Origin of the sequence: Terrabacter tumescens, assembly GCF_014646815.1 — a bacterium.
Taxonomy (GTDB): Bacteria; Actinomycetota; Actinomycetes; order Actinomycetales; family Dermatophilaceae; genus Terrabacter; species Terrabacter tumescens.
Genome location: NZ_BMNZ01000006.1, coordinates 188468 through 212745 on the forward strand (window position 1 = coordinate 188468; position 24278 = coordinate 212745).

Here is a 24278-nt window from a genome sequence, read left to right on the forward strand (position 1 = left end):
CTCCCAGCCGCGCCTGCCACGATGGCCGCGTGACGCTCGGACTGCTCGGCGCCCTCGTCGCGGCGCTCGCCTACGGCGCGGCCACCGTCCTGCAGGCCATCGGTGTCCGCCGAGCCGGTGCGCTGCCGGCCGGAACCCCGCTGACCGGCCGGGTCCGCGCCGCGTGGCCGTATGCCGTGGGGCTCGGCCTCGATGCCGCCGGCTTCCTCGCGTCCGTGGCGGCGTTGCGCACCCTGCCCCTCTTCCTCGTCGAGTCCGCGGTCGCGTCGTCGGTCGCCGTCACCGCCGTGCTGTCGGTGCTCGTGCTCCGGGTCCGCCTCGGGGCGGCCGAGGTCGTCGCCCTGTGCGGGGTCGGCGCCGGGCTGACGGGTCTGGCGCTCGCTGCGGTGGACGCCCCGGCTGTGAGTCCGGGCCCAGGAGCGGCCTGGGGGCTGGCGGGCGCCGCCGCGCTCGTCGCGGCACTGCTCGGCGTGGGGGTCCTCGACCACGACCGGCGCCGAGGCGTGGTCCTGCTCAGTGTCGCCGCAGGTCTGGGCTTCGGCGGGGTCGGGGTCGCAGCCCGGCTGCTCGAGGTCCCCTCCCCCGTGTGGCGGCTGACGACGAGCGGGCTGGCGTGGGCACTCGTGGTGCACGCGGCCCTCGCGACCGTGGCCTATGCGGCCGCACTGGGCCACGGCCGGGTGACGACCGTTGCCGCGCTCACCTTCGCCACCGAGACGGTCGTGCCGGCAGCGGTCGGCCTCTTGGTGCTCGGCGACCGGGTCGCGCCGGGACGGACGCCCTTGGCGGCCGCCGCCTTCGTCGTGACGCTCGCCGGATGCATCGCCCTGGCCGGGCGTGCCGAACCGGCCGACGCGGCGCCTTCGGACCCGGCTTCGGCCCACGGAGGCGTCAGCGACGACGCAGCCGCTCCATCTCGCTCTCGATCTGCTCCTCGGTAGGCGTGTCGACGACATAGGCGTCGAACGCGTTGGCCACGAGCCCGATGCCCCAGCCGCCGAGGACGAAGGCGGGCCAGAAGAAGCCTGAGCCGGTCATCGCCCAGATGAGGATGATCACGCCGTTGACGAGGAGGTAGATCAGCAGGTGGGTGCGGAAGTCGGCCTTCTTCTTCAGCCGGCCGAGTGCTCTGCCGCGCAGGTCGTCCTCCGGGACGACGCGGTCGACGGTCGGGTCGGGCGCGTCAGGATGGGGTTCGACCGGGAACTGGTTCGCGGTCATGGTGCTCACCGATCCTTCACGGGCCTCCGTGCGGCAGACCCACACGGCTCCCTGTCCCAAGCCTAGGCCGATGAGGCCCGGCTGACCGACGGGCGTGCGGCGGATCACCTACTCTCCCAGGACATCCGAGACGAACTCGGCACGTCACAGCACGTAGGCGTCCCCGTCGCGGCGGAAGCCGAGGCTCTCGTAGTAGGGCTCGACCATGTCGGGGGGCGTGAGTACCCGTCTGAAGCCGCGCCGCCGGAACGGGCCCTCCGGACCGAAGACGAACTCACCGGGCGTCAGGTCCCGGTGGCGCGGCGTCACCCAGTCGAGCAGCAGCTGCGCCGTGCCCTGTCCCGCGTCGCGCATGAGCACGACCCCGACCGTCTCGTCGCCGCGCAGGACGAGGTAGGACGGGTCACCGGCGAACGGGTCGTGCACGAACTCGGGGTTGTAGAGCCGGATGTCACCCTCGTGTACGCGCAGCACGTGGCGCAGGTACGTGTCGTCGCCGGCGACCTCGAGCACCTCGTAGACGCCGGAGTCGTGCTTCTCCCGGGACATCCGCGTCAGGTAGTAGACGTTGATGCCGGCCAGCACGACATTGAGCCCGACCATCGGCCAGACGTGGTTGACGGCGTTGTAGGCGATGAGCACGACGCAGCCCACGAGGTTGATGAGCCGCAGCCGGCGCAGCTGCGTCTGCAGCAACGACCAGACGAGGACCGCCGAGCCGGCCCAGCCGACGGCCTCGAGCCACCACGAACCCATGGGCCGACCCTAGTGCGGGCGGGGCCCCTGCCGGCCGGAATCGGCAGGTGCCCGCACCGGGTGTCGACGCCTGCTCAGGCGTCGGGCGCGACGAACTGCGGCAGGACCGACTCGAAACGCGAGTCCAGCGTCAGGGACGGCAGGACCTGCCCCTGCTTCTGCGCGTCGGCGGCGACCGAGGCACCCCACGTCGAGGCCCGCAGCCGCTGGTTGGGCGTGCCGTGGTGACCGGCGCTGGTGAAGGAGCAGTCGCCGACCTGGTAGAAGGACTGCTCGGCCTCGAGGACGCGCTTGGTGTTGAGGGCGAGTCCCCGCTTGTGGGTCACGAAGTACGTGCCGAACGCGTCGGCCATCAGCTCGGTGCGACGCGTCGCCTCGGGACCGGTCAGGGGTGAGGCGAAGAGGTCCTTGTCGTACTGCACGTGGTGGCCGTACTCGTGGCCGAGGACCGCTCGCGGACCGACGTCGCCGACCCCGATGGCGTCCAGCGCCTCGAGGATGCCGTCGCCGAAGACGAGCTTGTCGGGCAGCGAGGAGATGATCGGGTCGGGGTCACCCGCGCCACTGAACGCGAACGCGTTGAGGGTGAAGATCGGGTTGTCACCGCCGTCCAGCCCGGGGTCGCTCGTCACGACGTCGACGACGAGGCCCGCCAGCTCGGCCGCGTCGGAGTCCGGGACGCCGTAGAGGACGGCGATGAGCCGCGTGAGGCGGGCCGGGTCACGCATGACGTCACCGTGCATGGCCATGAGCTGGATGTCGGAGCCGTCGGTGTCCCAGAACTTCTGCGCGGCCCGGAAGGAGCTCGTCAGCTCGTTGCGCGAGGACTTGGTCAGCGCGTGGAGGGCATCACCCTGGCTGCCGAAGAGCAGGGCGTCGTACGTCGGGAAGTCGAAGCCGCCGAGCATCGACAGCACGAAGAGGCTCGACGGGTCGATGTCGGCGATGATCCCGTCGACGAAGGCGTCGAGCCGGGTCGGGGCGCACTGGTACTGCGTGGGGTCGATGGCGCGACCGAGCGCGTCCTGCGCCGCGGACGGCTCGACCCCGAACCGCGACAGCGCCGCTGCCTGCCGCGCCCGCCAGTCCGCCGGCAGGAGGCTGCGGACCTTGGCGAGGAGGGCAGCGGCACGCGGGTCGGACGTCGTGCCCGACGCGTAGTCGTAGGTGTGGCCGTCGGCGGCGACGAAGGCCGAGCCTGCCCGGGTCTGGCTCTGGGTCTGGGTCTGCATCTGGGGGGCGGAGGCCGCTGAGGCGGCCGCAGCTCCGGTGATCCCCGAGATGGCCAGCGACGCGACGATGGCGGTCGTCCAGGTCGTGGTCATGCGCACGTGAGTGCTCCTTCGTGTCGTGCCCGCGACCCGATGCCGCGGGCGACGGGCCCATCATCACCGCCAGGGGCGACATCGGGCCGCACACCACGCATGTCCGGCCCGACGACAGCCCGACGACAGCCCGAGGACGACCCGAGGTCTCATTCCGCGGGAGCCTCGTGGCCCACGAGCTTGAGGCCGACGACCGCGCCGACGATGCCGGCGAGGAGCACCACCTTGACGACGGAGAACGCCTCGTTGCCCGACGCCATGGCCCACGACACGGTGAGCGCGGCCCCCACACCGGTCCACACGGCATACGCCGTCCCGATCGGGATGGTGCGCACGGCGCGGGCCAGCCCGACCATGCTGAGGGCGCCGGCGACGAGGAAGAGCGCGGCAGGCGCGGGGCGCGAGAGGCCCTCGGACGCCGCCAGCGCCGAGGCCCACACCGCCTCGAGGACGGCGCTCGCGAGCAGGACGACCCACGGCATCACGCCACCGCCTTGAGGCCGGCGACGCACGCCACGAGAACGACGAGCAGGGCGGCACGGGCCGCGCCGAGACGCTCCTCGCCGCGGGCGACGGCCAGCAGCACGGTGCCCACGGCCCCGATGCCGACCCACACGGCATACGCCGTCCCCGCGGGCAGGGCGGTCATGGCCCACGCGAGGCCGACCATGCTCAGCACGAGGGCGAGCGCGAACAGCGCCGTCGGGCGGGGCCGACGGAAGCCGTCGGACGCAGCGAGCGCGGTGGCCCAGACGGCCTCCAGCGCGCCGGAGAGGATGAGGACGAGCCAGTGCACGGCGTTCCGATCTGGCCGTCTTGTCGCTGTGCGGGTACGGCTCCCTCGTCCGCGAGCGCGGCTCGCGTGCTCAGGCACGATCCTACCGAAGGGGCACGTCCCGGTCGAAACGTCGTATCAGCGCGAGGCCCCCGGCGTACTGTCGAGTGCAGGCGCGCTCCTGCGGACAGAGGATCGCCATGAGCCGTGAGTATCTCGACTTCGACGTCGCCGTCACCCCCGAGGGACAGGGGTATGCCGCCCACGTCCTCGCGTCGCCCGCGGGGCAGGCGTCGGCACCCTTCACGCTCCCCTTCGCTGCCACCGACCTCGCCCAGTTCATGATCGCGGTCGGGCCGCCCCGCGTCTCCTCCCGCCGGCTCGTCCCGGCCGAGGCCAGGGTCGTCGACGTCAAGGAGTACGGCCGCCGGCTCGGTGACGCCCTGCTCTCCGGCGACGTGGGCACGGCCTTCCGGTCGAGCCTCGCGACGGCCCGCGACAGCGGCCGGGACCTGCGGTTGCGGCTGCGGCTCGACGCGGCTCCCGACCTCGATCCCGTGCCGTGGGAGTACCTCTACGACGCCACGCTCGGCCGCTTCCTCACCCTCTCGCAGGAGACGCCCGTCGTGCGTCTGCTCGACTCGCTGGAGCGGCCGCCCGTCGTCCAGGTCGACGCGCCGCTCCGCGTCCTCGTCATGATCTCGAGCCCGAGCGACATGCCCGAGCTCGCCGTCGAGCGCGAGCGCCAGCTGCTCACGGCCACGACCGGCGACCTCGTGGCGAGCGGCCGACTCACGGTCACCGTCCTCGAGGACGCCACCCTGACCGGCCTGCAGCGCGCCCTGCTCGACGACTTCCACGTCTTCCACTTCATCGGTCACGGCGGCTTCGACCAGAAGGCCCAGGAGGGGGTGCTCGTCCTCGAACGCGAGGACGGCACCGCTCACCGCGTCTCGGGCGCCCGCCTCGGGACACTGCTCCACGACGCGCGCACCATGCAGCTGGCCGTGCTCAACGCCTGCGAGGGGGCGCGCACCTCCGGGCGGGACGCGTTCTCCGGCGTCGCCCAGGCGCTCGTGCGCCAGGGCCTGCCGGCCGTCGTCGCGATGCAGACCGAGATCTCGGACCGCGCGGCCCTCGTCTTCAGCCACGAGTTCTACTACTTCCTGACGCGGGGCCTCGGCATCGACGCCGCCATCTGCGAGGTGCGCAAGGCGATGGCCGTGTCGGACGAGGCGTCGGAGTGGGGCACGGCGGTGCTGCTGCGCTCGGGGGCCGACCAGCCCTTCTCGTTCACCGCCGGGACCGAGACGCCGGCGGTGCGACCGGAGAGCCGGCTCGAGTCGCTCTACGGCGCGGCCAAGGGGGCGCTCCAAACCGGCGCGCAGGCGACCGCCCTGCCGCTGCTCGAGCAGATCGCGACCGAGCACCCCGACTACGAGGACGTCACGCAGCTGCTCGAGCGGATCCGCCCGGACCGGACCGCGGGCGGCGGTCCCCTCTCCCGGCCGGACGACCTGGTCCTGGAGCGGCCCCTGCCGCTCGTGCCCAGACGTCCCGAGCCGCAGCCAGAGCCGCAGCCAGAGCCCGAGCAGGAGGCCGAGCAGGAGGCCGAGCCGCAGCCCGAACCGCGGCTGCGACCCCAACCCGAACGCGAGCCCGATCGGCCCCACGACACCGCCCCCGAGGAGAACCGGCGCCGCCGCGGCAACGGCTTCGTCCGCAGCGTGGCCGGGCTCGTCGTCCTCTCCGGGCTCTTCTGGCTCGGCGCCACCCAGGTGCCGAAATGGTTCAAGGGAGCGGCTCCCGACGTCGCGGCCGCCTGCGGGCCCGCACCTGCAACCGCCGGCGCGGGTGCGGGAGGAGCCGGGGCAACGACCTTCGTCGCCGGCTGCGCCACGACGACCCCGGTCATCGACGGCGACTTCGCGGACTGGGACGGCGTGCCCACGAGCAGCATCTCGCACGTCATCGCCCAGCGCGGCACCCCGCAGCGCGAGTTCGGCGGCGACTGGCAGACGGTGTGGGACAGCAGCGCGCTCTACCTGCACGTCCACGTCGTCGACCCGGACCTGCGCAGCGTCGACGTCGCCAGCCCCGGCGCCTACTTCAACGGGGACGGCTTCTCGTTCGAGTTCGGCCCGGACGCACGCCAGCTGGACCGGAAGGCGACGACCCGCCGCGGCCAGGACGTCCACGTCATGGTCGGCCTCTCCCGCGATGCGCCGACCTCCGGCGTCGCGTCGATCAACCCTGCAGCACGCGGCACGTTCACGACCGGCACGCGCCACCCCGAGATCACCGTCGCTCGCGCGGACAGCCTGACGGGCTACGACCTCGAGGTCCGGGTTCCGTGGTCGGCCCTGCAGCTGAGGTCGGCACCGGCGCGTGGCTCGGTCTTCTCGATGAACGTCAACCTCAGCGACGCGACGAGCTCGTCCGCCGCCTGGGGCCTGCGGACGATGAAGAGCACCAACGCCGCTCGGACGGCCGACACGCAGGGCTTCCCACACGGCTGGCAGACCATCACCCTCGCCGACGCGGCGTCCTGAGAGGACGTCGCGACATGACAGCCCGCGTCTACGCCCTCCTCGTCGGGGTCGACGCCTACCCCGCGCCCGTCCCGGCGCTGACGGGATGCGTCAACGACGTCACCGAGTTCGCCGAGGTGCTGCGCGAACGGGTCGGTCCTGACGCGGCCGACATCGTCGTGCTGACTGACGCCGAGGCCACGAGGACGGCGGTCACGACGCAGCTGGCCGAGCACCTGGGCCGCGCCACGGCGCAGGACGTCGCGCTCTTCTACTTCAGCGGGCACGGCTCGCAGCAGGCGACGCCCGAGGATCTCTGGTCGGTCGAGCCCGACCACCGCAACGAGACGATCGTGTGCGTCGACAGCCGCTCCCCCGGCAGCTGGGACCTCGCCGACAAGGAGCTCGCCGGACTGCTCGACGGCGTCTCGGCGTCCGGCTGCCACACGCTCGTCGTGCTCGACTGCTGCCACTCCGGCGACGGCACCCGTGACGCCGACGAGGTCGTGCGGCTCGCGCCGCCCGACCCCCGGCCGCGCCCCTCGTCGACCTTCGTGGGGCTCGACCTGCCGGCGGGCGGGGGCGGGGCGGTCGGACGGGTGCGCGGCACCCCTCGGTGGACCCCGGGCGGCCGGCACGTGCTGCTCGCCGCCTGCCGGTCCTCCGAGCAGGCCAAGGAGGTGACCGCCGGGGGCCGACGCCACGGCGCCCTGTCCGCTGCCCTCACCGCCGCCCTGCTCGGCTCCGAGGGGCGCCCCACCTACCGTGACGTGCTGCGCATGGTGACGTCCGACGTGACGAGCCGGGTCGCAGGTCAGCACCCTCAGGTCGAGACCGCCGACGCGACCGAGCTCGACCGTCCCTTCCTCGGCGGAGCCATCGCGGCGACGCCCCGTCCGCTCACCCTGAGCCGGTTGCCGGACGGGTGGTCGATCGACTCGGGCGCCGTGCACGGGGTGCCCGAGCCCGTCGGCGAGGACACGACGGAGCTCGCCGTCTACCCGCTGTCGGGTGAGACGTCGGGCTCGCCGCTCGCGACCGCGCTCGTCACGAAGGTCCTCCCCGACCGCAGCCTCGTCGAGCTGATCCCGGAGCTCGACCCGGCCTACGTCTACCGGGCCGTCGTCACCTCGATCCCGCTGGCACCGCTGCGTGTCGCCGTCGTCGGCGACGCCGCGGGCACCACGGCCCTGCGCCGGGCCGCCGAGCAGGCCGACGAGACGCTCGTCGACCTCGTCGACCTCGGGGAGGACGCCGCGGGCGGGGGCGGCGCCGACCTGCTCGTGCAGGCCACGCCGCTCGGCTTCGTCATCACCCGACCTGGCGTCACTCGACCGCTCGTGCCCGTCGTCGGGGGCGACGGACGCGAGGAGCGCACGATCCTCGCCCTCGAGCGCGTTGCCCGCTGGCTGCGCCTGTCCGCCCTGTGCAACCCGGCGACGAGCCTCGCCGACGACGCCGTCCGTGTCGAGGTCGACGCGGGGTCGGGCGCCGTGCGCGCCGGCGGCACCCTGGCGATCACGTATGCCGGCAGCGACCCCCCGCGCTTCACCGTCCGTCTCGCGAACACCACCTCCACCCCGCTGTGGGCAGCCCTGCTCGACCTGACGGAGACGTACGGCATCTTCACCGACGCCTTCCCCGCCGGCTCGGTCGCGCTCGGTCCCGGGGAGTCGACGCAGGTCGACCTGCTCGGGCAGGTGGCGGACCCGTTGTGGGAGGCTGGGACGCTCTCGCTGCGCGACCAGCTCATGGTCGTCACGAGCACGCTGGAGTTCGACCCACGGTCGCTCCAGCAGGAGGAGCTGGACGTGAGCGCGGCCCCTGGCGCAGCGACGAGGAGCGCCGATCCGCCACCGGTGGGACCGTCCAACCTCGACCGCGCGCTGGGTGCCACGCGCACGCGCCGCCTGGGCCCGAGGCCCGGCGAGGCGGTCGTCGCCGACTGGCGCACGGACTCGGTGTTCGTCGTGACCGTGCGGCCTCGGTGAGAGAACCGGCGGTCGCCGTGGGCGAGGCGGTTGACAGCGACACCGAATCGGCGTGGGCTGGTATTCCATGACGGAGGGTTGGGCGTTCACCGGTGGTCCGCCGGTGTCGGGGGCCGTGTCCACGGTCTCGCTCGTCGAAGGCCGGTGCTTCTGCATGTCCGGACCGTCCGGCGACATCGGGACGGCCGGCGGCCACGGTCTCGTCGTCAAGGACACCCGCTTCCTGAACCACCTCGAGCTGCGCGTCGACGGCGAGCCGCTCGAGCCGCTGACGGTGGAGCCCATCGGGCCGCATGCCGCGACCTTCGTCACCCGACGCCGCCCCCGGCAAGGGCTGGCCGACAGCACGCTGCTCGTGGTGCGACGGCGCTACGTCGGCAACGGCATGGTCGAGGACGTCACTCTCGAGAACCTCAGCGGCGCGGAGGCCGACGTCACCCTGACACTCACCGCCACCACTGACTTCGCCGGTCTCTTCGACGTCAAGGAGGGGCGTCTGGGCACCCGGAAGAGCGAGGTCGAGACCACGACCGACGACGGCGTGCTGCGTCGTCGCCTCGACGGTGCGGAATCCCGCGCCGTCGAGCTCAGTGCGACGGGCGGAGCCACCGTGTTCATCCACGGCCTCGTGTGGCACCTGTCGGTCCCTGCCCGAGGCACGAGGACCTTCACGGTCCGGGTCGTCCCCTTCTTCGAGGACGTCCCGCTGGACTCGCCCTACCGTCGGGGAGTGTCCCGGCGCGAGAGCCACCCGGCGCTCGAGCACCGGCGCTGGCGCGAGCGCAGCCCCGTCGTGGCGGCGGCGGACGAGCGCCTGGACCGCCTCGTGCGCACCTGCACCGACGACCTGGCCGGACTGCGGATCACCGACCCGCACCACCCGCATCGGATCGTCCTCGCAGCCGGGGCCCCGTGGTTCATGACGCTCTTCGGCAGGGACTCGCTGCTGACGGCCTGGATGCTGCTCCCCCTCGACGCGAGGGTCGCGCGCGGCACCCTGGAGACGCTGGCCGAGAACCAGGGGAGGCGAGTGGACCCGCGCACCGAGGAGCAGCCGGGACGCATCCTGCACGAGGTCCGCTCCGGGCTCGTCGACCAGGCGCGAGAGGGCGAGGACACCATCTACTACGGCACGGTCGACGCCACGCCGCTGTTCGTGATGCTCGTCGGCGAGCTGCACCGTTGGGGGGCCTCCAAGACGGAGATCACCTCGCTCATGCCGCACGTCCACCGGGCGCTCGCCTGGATCGAGCGCTACGGCGATGCCGACGGCGACGGCTTCGTCGAGTACGAGCGGGCCACCGGCCGCGGGCTGGTCAACCAGGGCTGGAAGGACTCCTTCGACGGGATCACGTACGACTCGGGGGAGGTGGCGCACCCGCCCATCGCCCTGGCCGAGGTCCAGGGCTACGTCTACGCCGCGCTGGTGGCGGGGGCTGAGCTCGCGCGGGCGACCCACCAGGCCGAGCAGGCGCGTGAGCTCGACGACCGCGCCGCGACGCTCAAGCGCCGGTTCAACGAGCGGTTCTGGCTGCCGGAGCGCGGCTACTACGCCCTGGCGCTCGACGGCGACAAGCGGCCCGTCGATGCCCTCGCCTCCAACATGGGCCACTGCCTGTGGACCGGGATCGTCGACGAGGAGCGCGCCCCGCAGGTGGCCGCCGCGCTGCTGTCGCCCGAGATGTTCACGGGCTTCGGCGTGCGCACCCTGTCCTCCAAGGCGGGCGCGTACAACCCGATGAGCTACCACAACGGTTCCGTCTGGCCGCACGACAACGCCATCATCGCGGCAGGCCTGCGCCGCTACGGCTTCGTGGCCGAGGCCAACAAGATCATCATGAGTCTGCTCGACGCGGCCTCCGGGTTCGGGCACCACCTGCCCGAGCTCTTCTGCGGCTTCGACCGCCGCGAGTTCACTCACCCGATCCCCTACCCGACGTCGTGCTCCCCGCAGGCCTGGGCTGCGGCCTCCCCCCTGCTTCTCGTGCGAACCCTGTGCGGACTCGACGTCGACCTACCTCGTGGCCTGGTGCGACTCGACCCCCAGGTGCCCGAGGCGCTCCTGCCACTCTCAGTCTCCCAGCTGCACGTCAAGGGCGACCTCGTCGAGGTGTCGGTCGACGGGTCGGGCTGGCTGGCCTCCGGGCTCACGGACGGCCTGCGGGTCGAGCGCGGCTCGAGTGGGGAGTCGGCAACGCAGGCCGGGTGAGGGACGAGGATGCGTCCCCCATCCACGTTTGGGCCCCCCGGTGGTGGGTACCCTGCAACCGAGTCCAACGGCAGGGCGGTGTGGGGCCGTCCCGGGCTCTGGGGATGGTGACCGTGACGACCACATCGACGTCCGCCATGACGCCACGCGTCGTGCTCCGGCAGCGACCTCTGCGCATCGCCATGGTGGCGCCCCCGTACTACACGGTGCCGCCACAGGGGTACGGCGGCGCCGAATCCGTGATCGCCGGCCTCGTGGACCGCCTCGTGGCGCGTGGGCATCACGTCATCCTGTTCGCCGCCGGCACCCGGGGCACGGCCGCGCAGGAGTTCGTGCGCACGTGGGAGACGCCTGCCGCCGCCCAGCTGACGCTGGCGCTCCCCGAGGTCGTGCACGCGGCCCGCGTCGAGGCCCTGCTGCGGGCGCACACCGTCGACATCATCCACGACCACACGCTCGCCGGGCCTCTCACCGCTGGTGCCCGACGGTCTCCGACCATCGTCACCGTGCACGGCACCATGGACGACCTGGCGGAGGTGTACCGCCCACTCGGGAGCGCCGTCAGCCTCGTGGCCGTCTCCCATGCCCAGCGCAGCCGCGCCCCGGACCTCAACTGGGTGGCCACGGTGCACAACGGCATCGACGTCGACAGCTTCCCCTACCGCGAGGACAAGGACGACTACGTCCTCTTCCTCGGGCGCTTCCACCCGCAGAAGGCGCCGCACCTCGCGGTCCAGGCCGCGCGCCGTGCAGGCGTCCGCATCATCCTGGCCGGCAAGTGCACCGAGGAGGTCGAGCACGACTACTACCGGGACGAGCTCGCCCCGGTCCTCGGACCCGACGCGGTCGAGGTCGGAGTCGCGGACCCGGCCCTCAAGCGCCGGCTGCTGGCCGGTGCGCGGTGCCTCGTCTTCCCGATCCGGTGGGAGGAGCCGTTCGGGCTCGTCATGGTCGAGGCGATGGCCTGCGGCACGCCCGTCGTCGCGCTGGCCCGGGGCGCCGCACCGGAGGTGATCGCGCAGGGACGGACCGGGTTCGTCCTCGACCGACCCGAGCAGCTCGCCGGCGCCATCACGGACTGCGCCTCCCTGGAGCCGGCCGACTGTCGCCGCCACGTCAGCAGCCGGTTCAGCCTCGACGCGATGGCGACCGGCTACGAGAACGCCTACCGGCGGGTCCTCGCCCGCGGCGGCGGCTCGACGGTGAGCAGCGGGACGACGCAGGTCTCCACCGGGGTCTGAGCCCCTGAGCCCGCGGGAGCCGACCAGCGCGATCTGGCCGGCAGGTCCCGGTAACGCGAGAAGGACCGGACACCTGGTGTCCGGTCCTTCTCGTTCGGTGGAGCTGAGGGGACTCGAACCCCTGACCCCCTGCATGCCATGCAGGTGCGCTACCAGCTGCGCCACAGCCCCTTGCGGTTTGTCACCTCGTCGAAGCGACTGCGTAACCATAGCGGGTCCGCGCCCGTGAGCCAAAATCGGGGGCAGCCTTTGGGGTCAGACGTTCCAGGGCCCGAGGTTCCAGCCGCTGATGCGCCAGCGGGTCACCTCGGAGAAGCTCTTGCCCGACTCGACGAGCTCGATCCAGTGACAGTTGTCGAGGCCGCGGAAGACCGCGTCGGAGGTGTCCTGGTCGAGCCCCACGAGGACGCTCGCGGCGACGCGGGCGCTGACGCCGTGGGCGACGACCACGGCGGTCTGCCCGGGCAGCAGCTCGTGCACGATCTCGCGCAGGGCGGCACCAGCGCGTTCCGCGACCTGGGCGCGGGTCTCGCCGGTGACGCCCCGAGGGGCGTCCTCGCCGCGGTCGAGCGCAGCGATGACGTCGGGGTAGCGCTCGCGCACCTCGTCGGCATGCAGGCCCTGCCACTCCCCCACGTGCACCTCGCGCAGGCGTGCGTCGAGACGCACCTCCAGACCGGTGAGGCCTGCGATGGCGTCGGCGGTCGAGGCCGCCCGACGGAGGTCGCTCGAGACGATGAGCGCCGGCGCGTACGCCGCCAAGTGCGGGGCGGCGGCCTGCACCTGCTCGCGGCCCCGCTCGGACAGCTCGGTGTCCTTGTGGCCCTGCCAGACCCGGGCCGCGTTGTCGACCGTCTCGGCGTGGCGCACGACGACGACCCGCCGCGGGCCGGCCGCAGCCGGGAGTTTGGCGGTCGCGGACCCCGCGGAGGTCACGCCTCCTCGACCTCGGCGGCCTCGTCGCCGCCCGGACGGGCCGGGGCGGACACGGTCGCGAGGTCGATCTCGGGGCAGTCCTTCCACAGGCGCTCGAGCGCGTAGTACTCGCGCTCCTCCTCGTGCTGGACGTGCACGATGATGTCGCCGAAGTCGATGAGGACCCAACGGCCCTCGCGCTCGCCCTCGCGCCGGATGGGCTTGCTTCCGAGCTCGCGCAGCCGGTCCTCGACCTCGTCGACGATGGCGCCGACCTGGCGCTCGGACGGGGCCGAGGCGATGACGAACACGTCGGTGAGCGGCATCTGCTCGCTCACGTCGATGGCGAGCACCTTCTCGGCGAGCTTCTCCTCGGCGGCCAGGGCGGCCACCTTCGCGAGCTGGATGGAATGATCTGCTGCGGTCACGAATCTCCTTGGGGCGCGAGCGCCCCGGTTGCTTGCACGGGCTGGGCCACGCGGCTGGTCTGGTGGTGCACGAGGGACGGTGCCCCGAACGTGTCGGCGCTGGTGTCGTCGCGGGGGTCGGCGTGCGGGCCGGCGTAGAGGCGGTACTTGTTGATGTACTGGACGACCCCGTCCGGCACGAGGTACCAGACCGGCTCGCCGTCGGCCACGCGCGCGCGGCAGTCGGTGGAGCTGATCGCCATGGCCGGCACCTCCTGGAGCGTCACCCGCTGCTCGGGCAGACCCTTGTCGGACAGCTCGTGCCCGGGCCGGGTGACGCCGATGAAGTGGGCCAGCTCCCACAGCTGCTCGGCGTCCTTCCACGACAGGATCTCCGCGAGGGCGTCGGCCCCGGTGATGAAGAAGAGCTCGTCGTCGGGCCGCTCCGCCCGGATGTCGCGGAGGGTGTCGATCGTGTAGGTCGGGCCGGCCCGGTCGATGTCGACCCGGCTGACGGTGAAGCGCGGGTTGGAGGCCGTCGCGATGACGGTCATGAGGTAGCGGTCCTCGGCGGGCGAGACGTAGCGGTCGGCCTTCTGCCACGGCTGGCCCGTGGGGACGAAGACGACCTCGTCGAGCGCGAAGCGCGACTGCACCTCGCTGGCGGCCACGAGGTGGCCGTGGTGGATCGGGTCGAAGGTCCCACCCATGACGCCGAGGCGCATGGTCAGTGGTGGGCCCCGTCGGATCCGCTCGAGCTGCCGTGCGTGCCCTCGGGCCGGGCCGGGCGCGGTGCCTGGATCTTGTAGGCCGTGTTGCGGAAGCTCCACGTGACGCCGAGGGCCACGAGGAACAGCGCGAACGTGATGAGGAAGTAGGCGATCACCGGCAGGGGAAGCTCGCGCGCGGCTTCCTCCCCCTCGGTGACGAGTGCGAGGACACGATCAGACATGCGCCCAGCCTAGCGCCCGCCGCCCGGCGCCGACTCCCCCGCGTCCGCACGACGCAGCCAGGCGTGTCCCACCGACGCGAACGGCTCGTCGCCGGCGGCCACCGAAGCGAGGACGAGGTCGCGCCAGCGCTCGGCGAGCGCCACGATCTCGGCGGGGTATTCGAGCTCGACCTGGTGCTCGGCGAACTCGTCCTCGTCGTCGACGAAGAGGTGCCCGTCGCGGGTCAGCACGACGTCGAGATCGAGGTCGACCATCGTCACCTCCCACTCCACCGCGCCCTCGCCCTCGGCAGCGCCGTCCCCGTCGACGACCTCCCGACGCCGCCACTGCGGCTCGGTCGTCATGTCGACGTACACGCTCACCTCACGGTGGGCGAGGTAGAAGCCCACGGCATACGCCCCCTCGTGCGGTGCGAGCGAGACCCAGCTGCTCGTCGAGACGAACTCAATGCCGGGGCGCGCGCACCGCGTGCCGGCCGGCGCGTACCACCAGTGCCCGTGCTCGTCGGCGCCGAGGTAGCGGCCCACCCACTCCCAGTGCCGGCCACCGCCCCACTTCGTGAAGCGGCCGGCGACCGGTGTGCCCGGCGCCAGGCCACCGGGCGTCATCCCTCGTCCCGGAGGGTGGGGCGTGCTCGGCTCGCTCACGCCGGGAACCCTACCGGCGCGCCTGTCGCCGGGCGCGTCGTGGACGGCACAGTCACGGCACAGTCACGTGACAGCGGCAGCCCATTGGCAGCCGTACGCTAGTTCGCATGGTTCCTGAGTTGTCCGTGGTCATCCCGATGTACAACGAGGAGGAGGTGCTCCCCCTCCTCGTCGAGCGGCTCCGACCGCTCCTCGACGCCATGGGCACGACCTACGAGGTCGTCGCCGTCGACGACGGCAGCAAGGACCTGACGGCCGCGCTGCTGCAGCGCTACCACCGCGAGTGGCCCGCGCTGCGAGTCGTGCGACTGCGCGCCAACGCCGGCCACCAGGCCGCGATCTCCGCAGGGCTCGTGAGCGCGCTCGGCGACTACGTCGTCACCATCGACGCCGACCTGCAGGACCCGCCCGAGATCATCCCCCAGATGCTGGCGGCCGCGAAGGACGATGGCGTCGACGTCGTCTACGGCGTGCGCAACGACCGCTCCACCGACACGTGGTTCAAGCGGGTCTCGGCGCGGGCCTTCTACCGGTTCATCGGCCTGATGTCGCAGACGTCTGCGCACGCCGACGCCGGCGACTACCGCCTCATGTCGCGGGCCACGGTCGACGCCATCAACAGCCTCCCCGAGCACAACCGCGTGCTGCGCTTCATCGTGCCGGCCCTGAACTTCCCCTCCGACACCGTGCACTACAAGCGCGAGGAGCGGGCGGCCGGCGACTCGAAGTACCCCCTGCTGAAGATGATCAAGCTCTCGCTCGACTCCCTGACGGGCTTCTCGACGGCGCCCCTGCGGCTCGCGACGTTCGCCGGCTTCGGCGGTGCGGTCCTCGCGGTGCTGCTCGTGCTCTACACGTTCATCTCGCGCTCGCAGGGACACACCGTGGCCGGCTGGACCTCGACCGTGGCCATCGTCGCCGGGGTCGGCGCCGTGCAGCTCGTCTGCGTCGGCATCCTGGGCGAGTACATCGGCCGGATGTACGGCCACATGCAGGGCCGACCGACCTACTTCATCGCCTACGACTCGATGACCGCCGACAGCGGGGCTCACGGACCGACGGACACCCCGCTGCCCGCGCAGCCGTCACACGGCCACATCCAGGCGACGTCCGTCGGCGCGGACGACCACCCGGCGCAGACCGCCGAGCCCGGGCTCGCTCAGCCGACTCAGCCCGCTGAGCCGACTCAGGCCGCCCAGCCCACCGAGCCCGAGCCGAGTCAGCTGCGCGGCTGAGCCCGCAGCAGCAGGCTGACGCCCGGCAGGTTCTTGACGGGCAGATAGCGCTCGGCCGTGATGATGGTGCGCAGCCCCCAGTTCACGACGGGGTGCATGTCGTCGAGGTCCGAGCCCGAGCTCGTCTTGCGGCGCATCGCGACGACCGGGCGCAGGAGCACGTTCCACGAGCGCACGTCGGTGACCTCGAAGCCACCGCGCTGGAGCAGGTCGACGAGCCCGTCCCGCGTGTAGCGGCGCACGTGGTCGACGGCCTCGTCGTGGTCGGACCACAGCCGGGGGTCGGCCGGGACCGCGACGAGGTAGGTGCCGCTCGGCTTGAGCACGCGGCGCACCTCGGCGACGGCGGCGTCGTCGTCGACGAGGTGCTCGAGCAGGTCGAAGGCCACCACGAGGTCGAGCGAGGAGTCGGCCAGCGGCAGACGGGTCGCGTCACCACGAATGGTGGCGAGACCGCGGCCGTGGGCCACCTCGGCACCGTCGGCGCCGTACTCGAGCGCGACGGCGTCCCAGCCGTGCTGGCGCAGGACGCGGGTGTTGCCACCGCCGGCGGCGCCGATGTCGATGGCTCGTCCGGGAGCCAGCCCCGCGATCGCCTTGGCCAGGAGGTGGCGTCGCTCGCGATACCACCAGTGGTCGTCCTCCAGCTCAGCGAGCTTGCGGACCTCGGTGCCTTCCATGGTGCGACATCATGCCATCCGGGTCGGCCCGACGCGGACAGGGTGCCGGGGTCGGTCGGAACGGCGTCAGGTCGCCGTCAGCGCAGGCTCAGCGGATGTGCCCGTCGCCCTCGACGATCCACTTCGTCGTCGTCAGCTCGGGCAGCGCCATCGGCCCGCGCGCGTGCAGCTTCTGCGTCGAGATGCCGATCTCGGCCCCGAAGCCGAACTCCCCGCCGTCGGTGAAGCGGGTGCTCGCGTTGACCATGACGGCCGCCGCGTCGACCTCCGCGGTGAAGCGGCGCGCGGCGGCGCGGTCCTCCGTGACGATCGCCTCGGTGTGGCCGGTGCCGTAGCGGCGGATGCGGTCCATCGCCTCGTCGATGTCGTCGACGACGGCGACGCTCATCTCCAGCCCGTGCCACTCCGTGCCGAAGTCCTGCTCGCTCGCTAGGGCGTATGCCGCCCCGGCCGCCTCCGCGTAGTCCGTGACCTCGGGTGCCACGTGCAGTCGCACCCCCGCGCCGGCGAGGTCGGTCAGGGCCTTGGGCAGGAAGTCGGCGGCCACGTCGCGGTGGACGAGGAGCGACTCCGCGGCGTTGCAGACGCTGGGGCGGTGGGTCTTGGCGTTGAGGGTGATGGCCTGCGCCTTGTCGAGGTCGGCGGCGCGGTCGACGTAGACGTGGCACACCCCGACGCCGGTCTCGATGACGGGCACGGTGGACTCGCGGACGACCGTCTGGATGAGGTCGGCACCACCACGCGGGATGACGAGGTCGACGTGGCCCCGCGCGGTCATGAGCGCGCGAGCCGCGTCCCGGCCGCCCTCCTCGAGCAGCGTGATCGCGTCGACTGGAAGCCCTTGTGCGGCAAGGGACTCGCGCATCGCCTCGACGAGCGCATGGTTGCTGCTCGCGGCCGCCGAGCCGCCACGCAACAGCACGGCGTTGCCCGACTTGAGGCAGAGGCCTGCGGCGTCGACGGTGACGTTGGGGCGCGCCTCGTAGATCATCCCGATGACCCCCATCGGCACGCGCACCTGGCGGATCTGCAGCCCGTTGGGCAGCGTCGAGCCGCGCACGATCTCGCCGACCGGGTCGGGCAGCGCAGCGACGTCGCGCAGTGCCTGGGCGACGGCGCCCACGCGGGCCTCGTCGAGCCGCAGGCGGTCCTGGAGGCTCTCGCTCATGCCGGCGGCGCGGCCGCGCTCGATGTCCTCGGCGTTGGCCGCGATGACGGCAGGTGCAGCCGCGTCGACGGCGTCGGCCAGCACCAGCAGTGCTGCGTCCTTCTCGGCGCGGGACATCAGGGCGAGCCGTCGGGAGGCGACGCGGGCCTTCTCGGCGAGCGCCGTCACGTGCTCGACGACGGCGGGGTCGATCGTCTGGGACATGCCTCCAGCGTAGGTCGTCGTGCTCGGCAACGGTCCGGCGTTCCCGGGTGGTGGACCGCCGGACCGCCACGGCCGGGCAGGACCGGGCAGGACCGGGCTCGCGCAGGCGTGCCGGGCTGCGCCGCGGCCCCTCGTGGCGGTCCGTCGGCACCCCAGGCTGCCCCGCGGACCGGCCGGGATGGACTCGCCTGCAGGCGCCACGGTCCGTCACTAGAGTTCGAGATGTGTCGCCCCACTCCGTCATCAGCAGCGCCAGACGCCTCGTCGTCAAGGTCGGCTCGAGCTCGCTGACGGGTCCCGACGGCGGCATCGACCACGCCCGCCTCGGCGCCCTGTCCGACGCGCTGGCCGCCAACCACCTCGCGGGCACCCAGATCGTGCTCGTGAGCTCGGGTGCCATCGCGGCCGGCATCCACCCGCTCGGGCTGCGCGCGCGGCCGCGCGACCTCGCCACGCAGCAGGCCGCGGCCTCCGTCGGCCAGGGCGCGCTGCTCGCCGCCTACACCCACGCCTTCGCGGGGCACGAGATCACCGTCGGCCAGGTGCTCCTCACTGCCGACGACGTGACGCGCCGGACGCACTACGCCAACGCCCGGCGCACGCTGGAGCGGCTGCTCGACCTCGGGGTCCTGCCCATCGTCAACGAGAACGACACGGTGGCCACGAGCGAGATCCGCTTCGGCGACAACGACCGGCTCGCCGCGCTCGTGGCCCACCTCATCGACGCCGACGCCCTCGTGCTGCTCTCCGATGTCGACGCCCTCTACGACGGGCCGCCGAGCCGCCCCGGCGCGCAGCGGGTCCCTGTGGTGCGCGGGCCCCACGAGCTCGCCGACGTCGAGATCGGCGGGAGCGGGTCCAAGGTGGGCACCGGCGGCATGGCGACGAAGATCGAGGCGGCCCGGATCGCGACCGCCGCCGGCGTCGTCACGTCCATCACCGCCGCCGACCAGGTGACGAGAGTGCTCGCGGGCGAGGACGTCGGCACCGTCTTCCTGCCCATCGGCGTGCGCGGCCGGTCACGCCGGCTGTGGCTCCAGCACGCGACGACGGCGCGTGGGCGCCTCGTCGTCGACGAGGGGGCGGTGCTGGCCTTGGTGCACCGCAAGAAGTCGCTGCTCCCGGCCGGCATCACCGCCGTCGAGGGCACCTTCCACGACGGGGACCCCGTCGACGTCTGTGGGCCGGACGGGACCGTCGTGGCCCGGGGCCTCGTCAACTACACCTCGGCGGAGCTGCCCGCCCTGCTCGGCCGCTCCACCAAGGAGCTGGCCCATGACCTCGGCCCGGAGTACGAGCGCGAGGTCATCCACCGCGACGACCTCGTCGTCATCTGAGAGACCGATCGACCGACCCCGCCGGCGTCAGGGGCCGCCAGCGAGGTAGCGGCTGGCCGGTGCCGGGGCCGCGGAGGGTCCGGGGACGCCGCCCTCGGCGGGCTGGCCTCCCGCACGGCAGGCCAGCCGTCCGCTCGTGCGCGGCAGCCGCGCCCGGGTCGTGACGAGCGCGGCGACGACGGCGGCGAGCACGCAGAGGGCGGCGAGGACCGCGACCTGCTGCCCGGTGTCGGCGGCGAGTCCGACCGCGGAGCCGAGCGCCCGGCCGACGAGCAGCCGCGCGACGAGGGCGCCCGCGGCATACGCTCCGACCGTCACGGCCCGCGGGGCCGAGCGGACAGCGCCGCCGACCAGCGTGAGCACCGGCACGCCCACGACGAGGGTGCCGAGCAGCTCGGCGCCGACCAGCCCCACGAGGCCCACGCGCCATCCCGAGCCGAGCGCGTCGACGACCCCGGTGAGGATCGCGAGCAGGACGGCGAACCAGACCCCGGTCACGGCGCCGCCGGCGAAGCCTCGCCCGGGTCGCCAGGTGTAGGGGTCACGGTCGCGCTTCGGGTCGGTCGGCATTCGGTTGCTCCCTGTCCGGTGGTCCGCCCCGCACGGCCCGTCGACCACTACGACGGTGCAGACCATCGAAAGGTTGTCATGACGCACGCGTGCCGTCGCGACGAGTGCACCCGGAAGCACCGGCGACCGCGCACACCCTGGGTGTGCGCGGTCGCCGGTGGGGGCGACGGCTGACGCCGCCGCAGCTGCTCAGTGGTGCGTCGCCGTCTCGGCGCCGTGACCGGTGAGCGAGCGGACCTCCATCTCGGCGTACTTCGCCGCGTTGTACTCCTTGCTCGTGACCGTCCCGATGTAGCCCAGGACGAAACCGAGCGGGATCGAGATGATGCCGGGGTTGTCGAGCGGGAACCAGTGGAAGTCGACGCCCTGGAGCATCGACGGGCTCTTGCCCGTGACCTTGTCGATCGCCTTGCCCGACACCACTGGCGAGAAGACGATGAGCGTGATGGCGCTGACCAGGCCGCCGTAGATGCTCCACAGCGCACCCCTGGTGTTGAACCGCTTCCAGAAGAGCGAGTAGAGGATCGTCGGCAGGTTCGCGCTCGCCGCGATGGCGAAGGCGAGCGCCACGAGGAAGGCGATGTTCTGCCCGAGGGCGAAGATGCCGCCGACGATGGCGATGGCGCCGAGGACCAGCGCGGCGATCCGCGCGACCTTGACCTCCTCCTCCGGCGTGGCCTTGCCGCCCTTGACGACGGTGTTGTAGATGTCGTGCGACAGCGACGCGCTCGCCGTGATCGTCAGGCCGGCGACGACCGCGAGGATCGTCGCGAACGCCACCGCCGAGATGATCCCGAGCAGGATCTCGCCACCGAGCTCGAAGGCGAGCAGCGGAGCGGCGGAGTTGACGCCGCCGGGAGCGTTCTTGATCTCCTTGGCACCGACGAGGTCGGCCGCGCCGAAGCCGAGCACGAGCGTGAACAGGTAGAAGATGCCGATGAGCCAGATCGCCCAGACGACCGAGCGACGGGCCTCGCGCGAGGTGGGCACCGTGTAGAAGCGCATGAGCACGTGCGGCAGGCCTGCGGTGCCGAGCACGAGGGCCATCGACAGGGAGATGAAGTCGACGGGGTTCTTGTACTGCAGGCCGGGCTGGAGCAGGTCCTTGCCGCCGGCGTCCTGCGAGGCCGTCGTGGCCTCACCGAGGAGGCTGGAGAGGTTGAGGCCGAACTTGCCGAGCACCCACACCGTCATGATCGCGGCGCCGATGATGAGCAGGACGGCCTTGATGATCTGCACCCAGGTCGTGCCCTTCATGCCGCCGTAGATGACGTAGAAGATCATGATGATGCCGACGACGACGATGACGAGCCGCTGGCCGAGAGCGCCCTCGATGCCGAGGAGCAGCGCGACGAGACCGCCGGCGCCGGCCATCTGCGCGAGCAGGTAGAAGAACGACACGACGAGCGTCGAGATCGCGGCCGCGATGCGGACCGGGCGCTGGCGCAGCCGGAAGCTGAGCACGTCGGCCATCGTGTACTTGCCGACGTTGCGCAGCAGCTCGGCGACGAGGAGCAGCGCGACGAGCCAGGCGACGAGGAAGCCGATGGAGTAGAGGAACCCGTCGTAGCCGTTGATGGCGATGGCGCCGGCGATGCCGAGGAAGCTGGCCGCCGAGAGGTAGTCACCGGCGATGGCGATGCCGTTCTGCCGCCCGGTGAAGGCGCGGCCACCGGCGTAGTACTCGGCGGCGCTGCGGTTGTTGCGCGAGGCCCGGATGACGATCGCGAGCGTCACGACGACGAAGAGGGCGAAGATGCCGATGTTGATCGCCGGGTTGCCGACCGTCGTGGCCGCCGGTGCGAGCGACGGCACGAGCGACGGGGCCGAGGTGAGGAGCGCGCTCACTGCTGCCCTCCCATCTTGCGGGCGAGGGCTTCGGCCTCGGGGTCGAACACGCGGTCGGCCCAGCGGGCGTAGACCATCGTGATGGTGAAGGTCGAGACGAACTGGAGCAGGCCCAGGATCAGGCCCCACGTCACGTTGCCGATGACGCGCGTGCCCATGAAGTCCTTGGCGAACACGGACAGCAGGACGTAGAGGAAGTACCACGCGAGGAACAGCGCGGTCAGCGGGAACACGAACTTGCGGAACTTGCTGCGCAGCTGCGCGAACTCGGGTGAGTCCTGCATGGCGACGTTGGGATCGTCCACCACGCGCTCTGGAGCGTCTTTGCTCACTGGGCCACCTCCGGGGCGGTTGGTCGTGCCTGGGTGTCTCGGTCGGTCGGCGCGGTCCTGCCGCCGTCGACGCTCCCCCGCCCGTGCGGTGGTGAGTCGACGCCCCTGTCGCTCCGCGCTGCCGGCCACACGGCCGGCGAGAGCAAAGGTAGGAGCCCGCGCGGCCTCCCGGCAGGCACAGCGCAGGCGGCATCGCCCAGCGGCGCCGACCGTTCGCCGTGCGTGGGCTCAGTCGCGACGAGCGGTCGGCTGCGAGCGACGAGCGGTCGTGTCCCCGCTGTCGTATGCCGTGTGCTGCGTCCCGCTGTCCGTGCCCTCGGTGGTCGCACCGTTCGCCGCGGACGACTGGTTGACGTGGGTCACCGGACTCACTGGGCTCACCGGGCTCACTGGGGCCGAGGCGCGGCGGTACCAGCGCTCGGGATGGAACGAGCCGCGGTTGAGATCGATGTGCTCGGGCGCGTGCAGGCGCACCATCGTCCGGGCCACGTGCTCGGGGGCGCTCGCGCGGGTGGCGACCGACACGAGCACCATCGTCGCGAAGGACAGCGGGACGCTGACCGCCGCCGGCTGGGTCATGACGACGCCGAACCAGCCGCCGGTGGCGATGCCGAAGGTCGTCGACACGACCGCCCCCATCGACAGTCCGCCGCCGACGACCATGCCGGCGATGGCGCCCCGCGCGGTCAGGCCGCGCCACCAGATGCCGAGGAGCAGCATCGGGCAGAAGGTCGAGGCGGCCACGGCGAAGGTCAGCTCGACCGCGTGCGCCACCGGGACGCCCGCCGAGACGATGGTCAGCAGCAGCGACACCGCGACGACCGCCACGGTCGACAGGCGGAAGGTCCGGATGCCCTGCCGGTGCCCGGCGCCCCAGCGCACGAGGTCCTGGCTCACGACCCCCGCCACCGAGACCACGAGACCGGTGGACGTCGACAGGAACGCCGCGAAGGCGCCGGCGGCGAGCAGCGCGGTCAGCCCCTCGGCCACCGGTCCGTCGAAGAGCCGGCTCGGCAGCTCGAGCACGACGGAGTCGGCGCGTCCGGCGGCGACGAGGTCGGACGCGACGTAGCGACCGATGACGCCGTAGAGGACGGGCAGCAGGTAGAAGCCCGACAACAGCACGAGCACTGCAAGCGTGGCCCGTCGGGCGGCCCGGCCGTCCCGGTTGGTGTAGAAGCGCACGACGACGTGGGGCAGGCCCATCGTGCCGAAGAAGGTGGCCAGGACGAGCGAGTAGGTCAGGTAGAGCGCGTGGTCGCCGCGCAGCGGCTCGACCCAGTCGGCGACGAACACGGCGCCGACGTCCGGGTCGCCACTGCGGCCCCCGAGCGCGCCGAGGAGGAAGAAGAGCGGTGTCAGCAGGGCGAGCAGCTTGAGCCAGTAGTGGAACGCCTGCACGAGGGTGACGCTGCGCATGCCGCCGGGCAGGACGTTGAGGCAGACGACGACCGCCACCGCCAGCTGGCCGACCCACGACGGGGCGCCCGTCAGGGTGCGCAGGGTGAGGCCTGCGCCCTGGAACTGCGGGATGAGGTAGAGCAGCCCGATGGCGACGACAAGCAGGCTCGAGGCCCGCCGCGCGACGACGGACTCGAGTCGCAGCTGGGCGAAGTCGGGCAGCGTGTAGGCACCCGAGCGCCGCAGCGGGGCGGCGACGAAGACGAGCAGCAGCAGGTAGCCCGCGGTCCACCCGACCGGCAGCCACAGCATGTCGACGCCGCGGGCCAGGATGAGGCCCGCGACCCCGAGGAACGATGCGGCAGAGAGGTACTCGCCGCTGATGGCCGAGGCGTTGAGGACCGGGCCGACGCCCCTCGAGGCGACGTAGAAGTCGCTCATGGTGCGCGAGAGTCGCAGCCCGAAGGCCCCGACGGCGAGGGAGGCGATGGACACGAGGACCACCGCGACGATGCTGGCGGCGTTGCTCACC

Annotated in this window: 23 protein-coding genes, 1 tRNA gene and 1 riboswitch; of the genes, 7 read left to right on the top strand and 17 right to left on the bottom strand. The window is 72.4% G+C overall.

Annotated features, from left to right (window positions below; genetic code table 11):
- Positions 1–29: 29 nt before the first annotated feature.
- Positions 30–941 carry a hypothetical protein gene (locus IEY30_RS16125; RefSeq protein WP_052358672.1) on the top strand — a complete coding sequence of 304 codons (912 nt, stop codon included), beginning with the start codon at positions 30–32 and terminating at the stop codon, positions 939–941.
- Here IEY30_RS16125 and IEY30_RS16130 read toward each other — a convergent pair.
- From IEY30_RS16130 to IEY30_RS16150, 5 genes are all read right to left on the bottom strand, one after another.
- Complete coding sequence (locus tag IEY30_RS16130; RefSeq protein ID WP_229675041.1) at positions 892–1221, bottom strand: 2TM domain-containing protein; 330 nt, start codon at positions 1219–1221, stop codon at positions 892–894. The genes IEY30_RS16125 and IEY30_RS16130 overlap by 50 nt on opposite strands.
- Before the next feature lie 144 nt (positions 1222–1365).
- Positions 1366–1977 (bottom strand): YgjV family protein, encoded by a 612-nt coding sequence (locus IEY30_RS16135; RefSeq protein WP_030200225.1) that lies wholly within the window; start codon positions 1975–1977, stop codon positions 1366–1368.
- Positions 1978–2051: 74 nt separating this feature from the next.
- Positions 2052–3302: a neutral zinc metallopeptidase gene (locus tag IEY30_RS16140; protein ID WP_156035380.1), complete on the bottom strand. Its 1251-nt coding sequence runs from the start codon at positions 3300–3302 to the stop codon at positions 2052–2054.
- Between the two features lie 149 nt (positions 3303–3451).
- On the bottom strand, positions 3452–3784 hold the full coding sequence (locus tag IEY30_RS16145; protein ID WP_030200231.1) for a DMT family transporter: 333 nt from the start codon (positions 3782–3784) through the stop codon (positions 3452–3454).
- Positions 3784–4098 carry a DMT family transporter gene (locus IEY30_RS16150; protein WP_030200232.1) on the bottom strand — a complete coding sequence of 105 codons (315 nt, stop codon included), beginning with the start codon at positions 4096–4098 and terminating at the stop codon, positions 3784–3786. The genes IEY30_RS16145 and IEY30_RS16150 overlap by 1 nt, the downstream gene beginning before the upstream one ends.
- Before the next feature lie 9 nt (positions 4099–4107).
- Positions 4108–4173, bottom strand: a riboswitch (guanidine-III (ykkC-III) riboswitch).
- Positions 4174–4277: 104 nt separating this feature from the next.
- On the opposite strand from IEY30_RS16150, the gene IEY30_RS16155 reads away from it, so the two are divergent.
- The 4 genes from IEY30_RS16155 (at position 4278) to IEY30_RS16170 (ending at position 12049) form a co-directional block, all read left to right on the top strand.
- Positions 4278–6629 (top strand): CHAT domain-containing protein, encoded by a 2352-nt coding sequence (locus tag IEY30_RS16155; protein WP_030200233.1) that lies wholly within the window; start codon positions 4278–4280, stop codon positions 6627–6629.
- Positions 6630–6643: 14 nt separating this feature from the next.
- Positions 6644–8599, top strand: a complete 1956-nt coding sequence (locus IEY30_RS16160; RefSeq protein ID WP_030200235.1) for a caspase family protein — start codon at positions 6644–6646, stop codon at positions 8597–8599.
- A 67-nt stretch (positions 8600–8666) separates the two neighbouring features.
- On the top strand, positions 8667–10808 hold the full coding sequence (locus tag IEY30_RS16165; RefSeq protein ID WP_052358676.1) for an amylo-alpha-1,6-glucosidase: 2142 nt from the start codon (positions 8667–8669) through the stop codon (positions 10806–10808).
- A 113-nt stretch (positions 10809–10921) separates the two neighbouring features.
- Positions 10922–12049, top strand: a complete 1128-nt coding sequence (locus IEY30_RS16170; RefSeq protein WP_229675042.1) for a glycosyltransferase family 4 protein — start codon at positions 10922–10924, stop codon at positions 12047–12049.
- Positions 12050–12147: 98 nt separating this feature from the next.
- Here the strand turns inward: IEY30_RS16170 and IEY30_RS16175 are convergent.
- The 6 genes from IEY30_RS16175 to IEY30_RS16200 form a co-directional block, all read right to left on the bottom strand.
- Positions 12148–12220, bottom strand: a tRNA-Ala gene (locus IEY30_RS16175).
- An 84-nt stretch (positions 12221–12304) separates the two neighbouring features.
- Entirely contained in the window at positions 12305–12985 is a 681-nt protein-coding gene (locus IEY30_RS16180) for a histidine phosphatase family protein (RefSeq protein WP_030200241.1), read from the bottom strand.
- The gene (gene rsfS, locus IEY30_RS16185) at positions 12982–13392 is read right to left on the bottom strand and encodes a ribosome silencing factor (protein ID WP_030200243.1); all 411 of its coding nucleotides are present in this window, start codon (positions 13390–13392) and stop codon (positions 12982–12984) included. The genes IEY30_RS16180 and rsfS overlap by 4 nt, the downstream gene beginning before the upstream one ends.
- Positions 13389–14081, bottom strand: a complete 693-nt coding sequence (gene nadD, locus IEY30_RS16190) for a nicotinate-nucleotide adenylyltransferase (RefSeq protein WP_229675043.1) — start codon at positions 14079–14081, stop codon at positions 13389–13391. The genes rsfS and nadD overlap by 4 nt, the downstream gene beginning before the upstream one ends.
- 17 nt (positions 14082–14098) lie before the next feature.
- Positions 14099–14323, bottom strand: coding sequence for a hypothetical protein (locus IEY30_RS16195; RefSeq protein WP_030200250.1), 225 nt, complete (start codon positions 14321–14323; stop codon positions 14099–14101).
- Positions 14324–14332: 9 nt separating this feature from the next.
- Positions 14333–14971 (bottom strand): DUF402 domain-containing protein, encoded by a 639-nt coding sequence (locus tag IEY30_RS16200; protein ID WP_156035382.1) that lies wholly within the window; start codon positions 14969–14971, stop codon positions 14333–14335.
- Positions 14972–15078: 107 nt separating this feature from the next.
- Here IEY30_RS16200 and IEY30_RS16205 point away from each other — a divergent pair, with 107 nt between their 5' ends.
- The gene (locus IEY30_RS16205) at positions 15079–16206 is read left to right on the top strand and encodes a glycosyltransferase family 2 protein (RefSeq protein ID WP_043416991.1); all 1128 of its coding nucleotides are present in this window, start codon (positions 15079–15081) and stop codon (positions 16204–16206) included.
- Here the strand turns inward: IEY30_RS16205 and IEY30_RS16210 are convergent.
- A complete protein-coding gene (locus IEY30_RS16210) occupies positions 16191–16886 on the bottom strand; it encodes a class I SAM-dependent methyltransferase (protein ID WP_030200255.1) in 696 nt (231 codons plus the stop codon). The genes IEY30_RS16205 and IEY30_RS16210 overlap by 16 nt on opposite strands.
- Positions 16887–16974: 88 nt before the next feature.
- Positions 16975–18258 (bottom strand): glutamate-5-semialdehyde dehydrogenase, encoded by a 1284-nt coding sequence (locus tag IEY30_RS16215; protein WP_030200257.1) that lies wholly within the window; start codon positions 18256–18258, stop codon positions 16975–16977.
- Positions 18259–18482: 224 nt separating this feature from the next.
- On the opposite strand from IEY30_RS16215, the gene proB reads away from it, so the two are divergent.
- A complete protein-coding gene (proB, locus tag IEY30_RS16220; protein WP_030200262.1) occupies positions 18483–19595 on the top strand; it encodes a glutamate 5-kinase in 1113 nt (370 codons plus the stop codon).
- A 27-nt stretch (positions 19596–19622) separates the two neighbouring features.
- Here the strand turns inward: proB and IEY30_RS16225 are convergent, their stop codons facing one another.
- The 4 genes from IEY30_RS16225 to IEY30_RS16240 all read right to left on the bottom strand — a co-directional run bounded on the left by IEY30_RS16225 (position 19623) and on the right by IEY30_RS16240 (position 24277).
- Positions 19623–20165, bottom strand: coding sequence for a hypothetical protein (locus IEY30_RS16225; protein ID WP_030200264.1), 543 nt, complete (start codon positions 20163–20165; stop codon positions 19623–19625).
- 189 nt (positions 20166–20354) lie between these two features.
- A complete protein-coding gene (locus IEY30_RS16230) occupies positions 20355–22013 on the bottom strand; it encodes a monocarboxylic acid transporter (RefSeq protein ID WP_229675044.1) in 1659 nt (552 codons plus the stop codon).
- On the bottom strand, positions 22010–22345 hold the full coding sequence (locus IEY30_RS16235) for a DUF485 domain-containing protein (protein WP_030200273.1): 336 nt from the start codon (positions 22343–22345) through the stop codon (positions 22010–22012). Before IEY30_RS16235 ends, IEY30_RS16230 begins: the two co-directional genes overlap by 4 nt.
- Before the next feature lie 228 nt (positions 22346–22573).
- Complete coding sequence (locus tag IEY30_RS16240) at positions 22574–24277, bottom strand: sodium/solute symporter (protein WP_229675045.1); 1704 nt, start codon at positions 24275–24277, stop codon at positions 22574–22576.
- Position 24278: the final 1 nt, after the last annotated feature.

Coding starts and splice junctions, on each gene's coding strand:
- IEY30_RS16135 (WP_030200225.1), bottom strand. CDS start 1,977: ATGGGTTCGTGGTGGCTCGAGGCCGTCGGCTGGGCCGGCTCGGCGGTC.
- IEY30_RS16145 (WP_030200231.1), bottom strand. CDS start 3,784: ATGCCGTGGGTCGTCCTGCTCGCGAGCGCCGTCCTCGAGGCGGTGTGG.
- IEY30_RS16215 (WP_030200257.1), bottom strand. CDS start 18,258: ATGTCCCAGACGATCGACCCCGCCGTCGTCGAGCACGTGACGGCGCTC.
- IEY30_RS16210 (WP_030200255.1), bottom strand. CDS start 16,886: ATGGAAGGCACCGAGGTCCGCAAGCTCGCTGAGCTGGAGGACGACCAC.
- nadD (WP_229675043.1), bottom strand. CDS start 14,081: ATGGGTGGGACCTTCGACCCGATCCACCACGGCCACCTCGTGGCCGCC.
- IEY30_RS16130 (WP_229675041.1), bottom strand. CDS start 1,221: ATGACCGCGAACCAGTTCCCGGTCGAACCCCATCCTGACGCGCCCGAC.
- IEY30_RS16195 (WP_030200250.1), bottom strand. CDS start 14,323: ATGTCTGATCGTGTCCTCGCACTCGTCACCGAGGGGGAGGAAGCCGCG.
- IEY30_RS16205 (WP_043416991.1), top strand. CDS start 15,079: ATGGTTCCTGAGTTGTCCGTGGTCATCCCGATGTACAACGAGGAGGAG.
- IEY30_RS16160 (WP_030200235.1), top strand. CDS start 6,644: ATGACAGCCCGCGTCTACGCCCTCCTCGTCGGGGTCGACGCCTACCCC.
- IEY30_RS16140 (WP_156035380.1), bottom strand. CDS start 3,302: ATGACCACGACCTGGACGACCGCCATCGTCGCGTCGCTGGCCATCTCG.
- IEY30_RS16155 (WP_030200233.1), top strand. CDS start 4,278: ATGAGCCGTGAGTATCTCGACTTCGACGTCGCCGTCACCCCCGAGGGA.
- IEY30_RS16165 (WP_052358676.1), top strand. CDS start 8,667: ATGACGGAGGGTTGGGCGTTCACCGGTGGTCCGCCGGTGTCGGGGGCC.
- IEY30_RS16225 (WP_030200264.1), bottom strand. CDS start 20,165: ATGCCGACCGACCCGAAGCGCGACCGTGACCCCTACACCTGGCGACCC.